The sequence below is a fragment of the Pseudomonas sp. CM25 genome (genome assembly GCF_013179705.1).
In the GTDB taxonomy this organism is placed as follows: domain Bacteria; phylum Pseudomonadota; class Gammaproteobacteria; order Pseudomonadales; family Pseudomonadaceae; genus Aquipseudomonas.
Genome location: NZ_JABMCW010000373.1, coordinates 1 through 4,864, shown reverse-complemented (window position 1 = coordinate 4,864; position 4,864 = coordinate 1). Strand labels below are relative to the sequence as shown.

The following is a 4,864-nucleotide window of genomic DNA, read 5'->3' as shown; positions in this document are numbered from 1 at the left end:
CGGATGATGGGAGCGAGCGGTTTTTGGTTACTTTTTTCCAAGAAAAAAAGTGACTCGCCGTAAGGGCGAAAAGGTGAGTAAGCGTCGCCATCGCAAATGGACTGTTCGCTGCATCAAAACCGGCGCACAAGCTTCAAGCTTCAAGCTTCAAGCTTCAAGCTTCAAAGCCGCAGCATACCCATCAATGCCCCGCCGAAGCCGGCCCCGCCTTGGCCGTAAATGGCGGCTTGGCAAACCACACCAGCAATATCAACCCCGCAAACACCCAAGTCATCAACGTGAAGTAATCCACCGTCGACATCATGTATGCCTGCCCGTTGAGAATCTGCTCCAGCTGCGCATAACTCTGCGGGCTTGCCCCACCCAGTTGTTCAAGCGTATGCCGCGTAGTCGGGTCGAACTGGCTGATGTTCTCGCTCAGGTACGCATGGTGCTGGTCCGCCCGGCGGATCCAGATCCAGGTCGTCAACGACGCCGCAAAGCTCCCCCCCAGGGTACGCAGGAAAGTTGCCAACCCGGAGCCATCGGCAATCTGGTGCGGCGGCAGGTCAGACAGCAATATGCTCAACGTCGGCATGAAGAACAGCGCCACACCAATCCCCATGAACAGCTGCACCAACGCCACGTGCTGGAAGTCCACCTCACTGGTAAAGCCCGCCCGCATGTAGCAGCTGGCACCGATCGCCAGAAACGCCAGCCCCGCCAGCACCCGCAGGTCGAACCGGTGCGCATACTTGCCCACGAACGGCGACATGATCACCGGCAGCAGGCCGATCGGCGCCACCGCCAGACCCGCCCAGGTGGCCGTATAGCCCATCTGCGTCTGCAGCCACTGCGGCAGGATCAGGTTGATGCCGAAGAACCCCGCATAGCCCCCCACCAGCACGATGGTGCCCACCCGGAAGTTGCGGTGCACGAACAGCCGCAGGTTCACCACCGGGTGCCGGTCGGTGAGTTCCCAGATCACGAACACCGCCAGGAACACCACCGAAATCACACTGCCGATGATGATGAACGACGACTCGAACCAGTCCAGGTCGTTACCCTTGTCCAGCACCACCTGCAGCGCGCCAACGCCGATGATCAGCGTCAGCAGCCCGATGTAGTCCATCGGCTGGCGACTGGTAACCACCGGCCGCGAGCGCATCTGCTGGCGCACCACAGCGGCAGCGAACAGGCCGATCGGCACGTTGATGAAGAAGATCCACGGCCAACTGTAACTGTCAGTAATCCAGCCCCCCAGGATCGGCCCGGCAATCGGCGCCACCACCGTGACCATCGCCAGCAGCGCCAGGGCCATCCCCCGTTTCGCGGGCGGGTACACCGCAATGAGCAACGTCTGGGTCATCGGGTACAACGGCCCGGCAACCACCCCCTGCAACACACGAAAGCCCACCAGCTCAGGCATCGACTGGGCGATGCCGCACAGGAACGAGGCCACCACGAACAGAAGCGTGGCCCAGATGAACAGCTTCACCTCACCAAACCGCCGGCTCAGCCATCCGGTCAGGGGCAAGGCGATGGCGTTGCTCACAGCAAACGAGGTAATAACCCAGGTGCCCTGCTCGTAACTCACCCCCAGGTTGCCGGAAATGGTCGGCAGGGCGACGTTGGCAATGGTGGTGTCGAGCACCTGCATGAAGGTCGCCAGCGACAGGCCGATGGTGGTCAGCAGCAGGCTCGGTGGCGTGAACTGGGCCGCAGCATTGTTGCTCATCGTTGGGCCGTCTTGCCGGTTGCGCTGTTTTCGTGGATCAACCGGGCGATCAGGTTGTCCGCTTCGACCAGCTGACGGTCATACACCTGGGTGGTGTAGCTGGCCTGCTGCGGTGGCTGCTGGGCCAGGGTCGGGCCGCTCTGGTCGTGCAGGTCGACTTCCACCACGGTGGACAAGCCGATACGCAGCGGGTGGTCCTTGAGCTGGTCGGGGCTGAGGTGGATGCGTACCGGCACGCGCTGGACAATCTTGATCCAGTTACCGGTGGCATTCTGCGCCGGTAGCAAGGCAAAGGCGCTACCGGTGCCGGCCCCCAGGCTGTCGACCGTGCCGCTGTATTTGACCTCGCTGCCGTACAGGTCGGCGCTGATCTCGACCGGCTGGCCGATGCGCATGTCACGCAGCTGGGTTTCCTTGAAGTTGGCGTCGATCCACACCTGGTCCAGCGGGATCACCGCCATGGTCGCAGTGCCTGGCTGCAGGCGCTGGCCCAGCTGCACGGTGCGCTTGGCGACGTAGCCGGTAACCGGCGCTACCAGGGTGGTGCGGGCGTGGTCGAGGTAAGCCTGGCGCAGGTCGGCGGCAGCCGCCATCACCTCGGGGTGCGAGGACACTACCGTGTCGTCGACCAGCGCGCTGCTGGTGCTCAGTTGCTGGCGGGCACTGTTGACGGCGGCCTGGGCCACGCTCAGATCATCGCGAGCGTGGGACAGCTCTTCGGCGGCAATCGCACCGCTGTCGGCCAGCACCTTGCGCCGATTGAAGTCCTGCTGTGCCTTGCGCAGTTCTGCCTGGCGCGTCTCCAGCTGTGCCTTGAGCGAGTCGACATTGCTGTAGAGCCCGCGCACCTGGCGCACGCTGCGGGCCAGCTTGGCTTCGGCGGACTGCAAGGCCACTTCGCTGTCGGCCGGGTCGAATTGCAACAGCACCTGGCCGGCATGGACCAGGTCACCGTCATCGGCGCCGATGCTGGTGACGGTGCCGGTGACCAGCGGGGTGATCTCCACCACGTTGCCATTGACGTAGGCGTCATCGGTGCTCTGGTGCCAGCGCCCAACAAGGCTGTACCAGGCCCAGACGCCGACACCGCCAACGATGATCAGCAGCAGCAGGCCAAGCAGCCAGACCTTGCGTTTGCGCGACGGCTCGGGTGCGGCGGGGGGATTTTGAGTGTCTGCGGAAGTGGCCATGACAATACCTTGAATAATTCGTGACAGGGTTCAACGGTCGCCGAAGCGGCGGATCGTCAAAGGGTCGCCAGCGCCGAGCAGCACCTTGGCCAGCAGGCCTTCCAGGGTCTTCAGCTCCTCGGGTTGCAGCACACCGCACAGCTCGTTCATGGCCGCAGCGCCGATTTCCGGCAGGCGGTCGGCCAGGCGCTGGCCGTCGGCGGTGAGCGCCAGGCGCACCTGGCGGCGGTCATCGGCGCAGCGGTTGCGCACGATCAGCTCCTTCTGCTCGAGGCGGTCGAGCATGCGGGTCATCGAACCGCTGTCCAGGCCGAGGTAGCGGCACAGCTCGGCCGGAGTGTCCACCTGATACTGGGTGACGATGATCAGCACCTTGAACTGCGCGGCAGTGACGCCCTCTGATTCGAGGTGCCAGTCGAGGATGCGGTCCTTGAGGATCGCCGCGCGGCCAAGCAACATGCCGATGGCGCAGGTCTGGAAGTTTTCGGGTGAGAAATGGGCCATCAGGGACTGCTCGGGTAATTGTGTACAAATATTACTGCCTAGGCAGTGAATGTCAAAGCCTTGATTAGCTAGCTATGCAAAATTTCATGATATTTGCCCTACGCAGCCCTGGAGAGGCCTGTGGTAGCGGGCGTGCCCGCGAACACCGGCGCAGCCGGTGCCATGCACCGCGTTGGATTCTTCGCGGGCGCGCCCGCTCCCGCAAGGTACGCGGTGCACCCAGCATCAGTTCTTTTGGGATCTCCTACACGGTTCGCAGGCCCAACGCCTCGACCGCCCCGCAAGCAATCGCAATCCCCACCAGCTCGGCCAGGCTGGTGGCCTGCAACCGCTTCATCACCCGCCCCCGGTACAAGTCCACAGTCTTCACGCTGACGCCCAACCGCTCTGCAATCTCGCGGTTGCTCAAGCCTTGGGCCAGCGGCACGAACACATCACGCTCACGCGGCGTCAGGCCGTCGATGCGCGCTTGCACCTCGGCCAGCGCCTGATCGCACTTACGCGCCCGCTCGGCGGACTCCAGTGCGGCCTGCACGCTGTCGAGCAACAACTGGTCGCTGTAGGGCTTCTCGATGAAGTCGCAGGCGCCAGCCTTGAACGCACGCACCACGATCGGCACATCGGCATGGCCGCTGACAAAGATTACCGGCAGCGCCAAGCCGCGCTCGCGCATGGCCTGCTGTACGGCCAGCCCGCCCAGCCCCGGCATGCGCACATCCAGCAGCACGCAGGCCGCCCCATCGTCCACACAGGCGTCGAGAAACGCCTGCCCACTGGCGAACGGCAAGGCCTGCAGGCCCACTGACTGCAGCAACCATACGGTCGAATCACGCATCCCCTGGTCGTCATCGACCACATACACTTTCGCTTGCACCACTACCCCCTTTATCCCCTGCTCACCGCCAGCCGGCAGCACAGTACCAGGCCGCCGTTGTCACCGGCCCGCGCCCACAGGCTGCCGCCAAACCCTTCAATCAGGCTGCGGCTCATGCTCAAACCCAAGCCCAGGCCGTCGGCCTTGCTGGTGGTAAATGGCGTGAAGATGTCATCCAGCCGCCCAGGCGCCACGCCCGGGCCCTGGTCGGCCACCTCGACCCGCACACCGTCGCCTTCGCGCACGGCGCCGAGCAGGATACGTGAGGGCCGCTCGCCATGCTGCTCGCGGTTGGCATCGATGGCGTTGCGCAGCAGATTGAGCAGCACCTGCTCCAGCAGCACCCGGTCGGCGTACACCAAGGGCAACTGCGCGCTCATGCGCAACTCGACGGCCACCTGATCACGCGCGGCTTCCCAGGCGCAAAGGCGCATTGCTTCGCCAGCCACCTCGGCCATGTCCAATGCCTGCAGCCGGCGCGGCCCTTTGCGCAGAAACGCGCGCAGGCGGCGGATCACTTCGGCGGCGTGGGTGGCCTGCTCACTGATGCGCTGCAGGCCCTGCCCGACCCGCTCGCGG

At 64.3% G+C, this 4,864-nt stretch carries 5 protein-coding genes; all 5 read right to left on the bottom strand.

What is annotated here, in order from left to right:
- Nucleotides 1-181: 181 nt before the first annotated feature.
- Nucleotides 182-1,717: a DHA2 family efflux MFS transporter permease subunit gene (locus HP546_RS25840; protein WP_172231344.1), complete on the bottom strand. Its 1,536-nt coding sequence runs from the start codon at nt 1,715-1,717 to the stop codon at nt 182-184.
- Complete coding sequence (locus HP546_RS25835) at nt 1,714-2,907, bottom strand: HlyD family efflux transporter periplasmic adaptor subunit (protein ID WP_172231341.1); 1,194 nt, start codon at nt 2,905-2,907, stop codon at nt 1,714-1,716. The genes HP546_RS25840 and HP546_RS25835 overlap by 4 nt, the downstream gene beginning before the upstream one ends.
- Before the next feature lie 30 nt (nt 2,908-2,937).
- On the bottom strand, nt 2,938-3,411 hold the full coding sequence (locus tag HP546_RS25830; RefSeq protein ID WP_172231338.1) for a MarR family winged helix-turn-helix transcriptional regulator: 474 nt from the start codon (nt 3,409-3,411) through the stop codon (nt 2,938-2,940).
- Between the two features lie 244 nt (nt 3,412-3,655).
- Nucleotides 3,656-4,288, bottom strand: a complete 633-nt coding sequence (locus HP546_RS25825; protein WP_172231335.1) for a response regulator — start codon at nt 4,286-4,288, stop codon at nt 3,656-3,658.
- 8 nt (nt 4,289-4,296) lie between these two features.
- On the bottom strand, nt 4,297-4,864 hold a 568-nt coding region (locus HP546_RS25820; protein WP_256678536.1), incomplete at its 5' end, for a sensor histidine kinase.

Excerpts from the sequence above, each read along its gene's own strand:
- HP546_RS25830 (WP_172231338.1), bottom strand. The coding sequence starts at position 3,411 with ATGGCCCATTTCTCACCCGAAAACTTCCAGACCTGCGCCATCGGCATG.
- HP546_RS25835 (WP_172231341.1), bottom strand. The coding sequence starts at position 2,907 with ATGGCCACTTCCGCAGACACTCAAAATCCCCCCGCCGCACCCGAGCCG.
- HP546_RS25840 (WP_172231344.1), bottom strand. The coding sequence starts at position 1,717 with ATGAGCAACAATGCTGCGGCCCAGTTCACGCCACCGAGCCTGCTGCTG.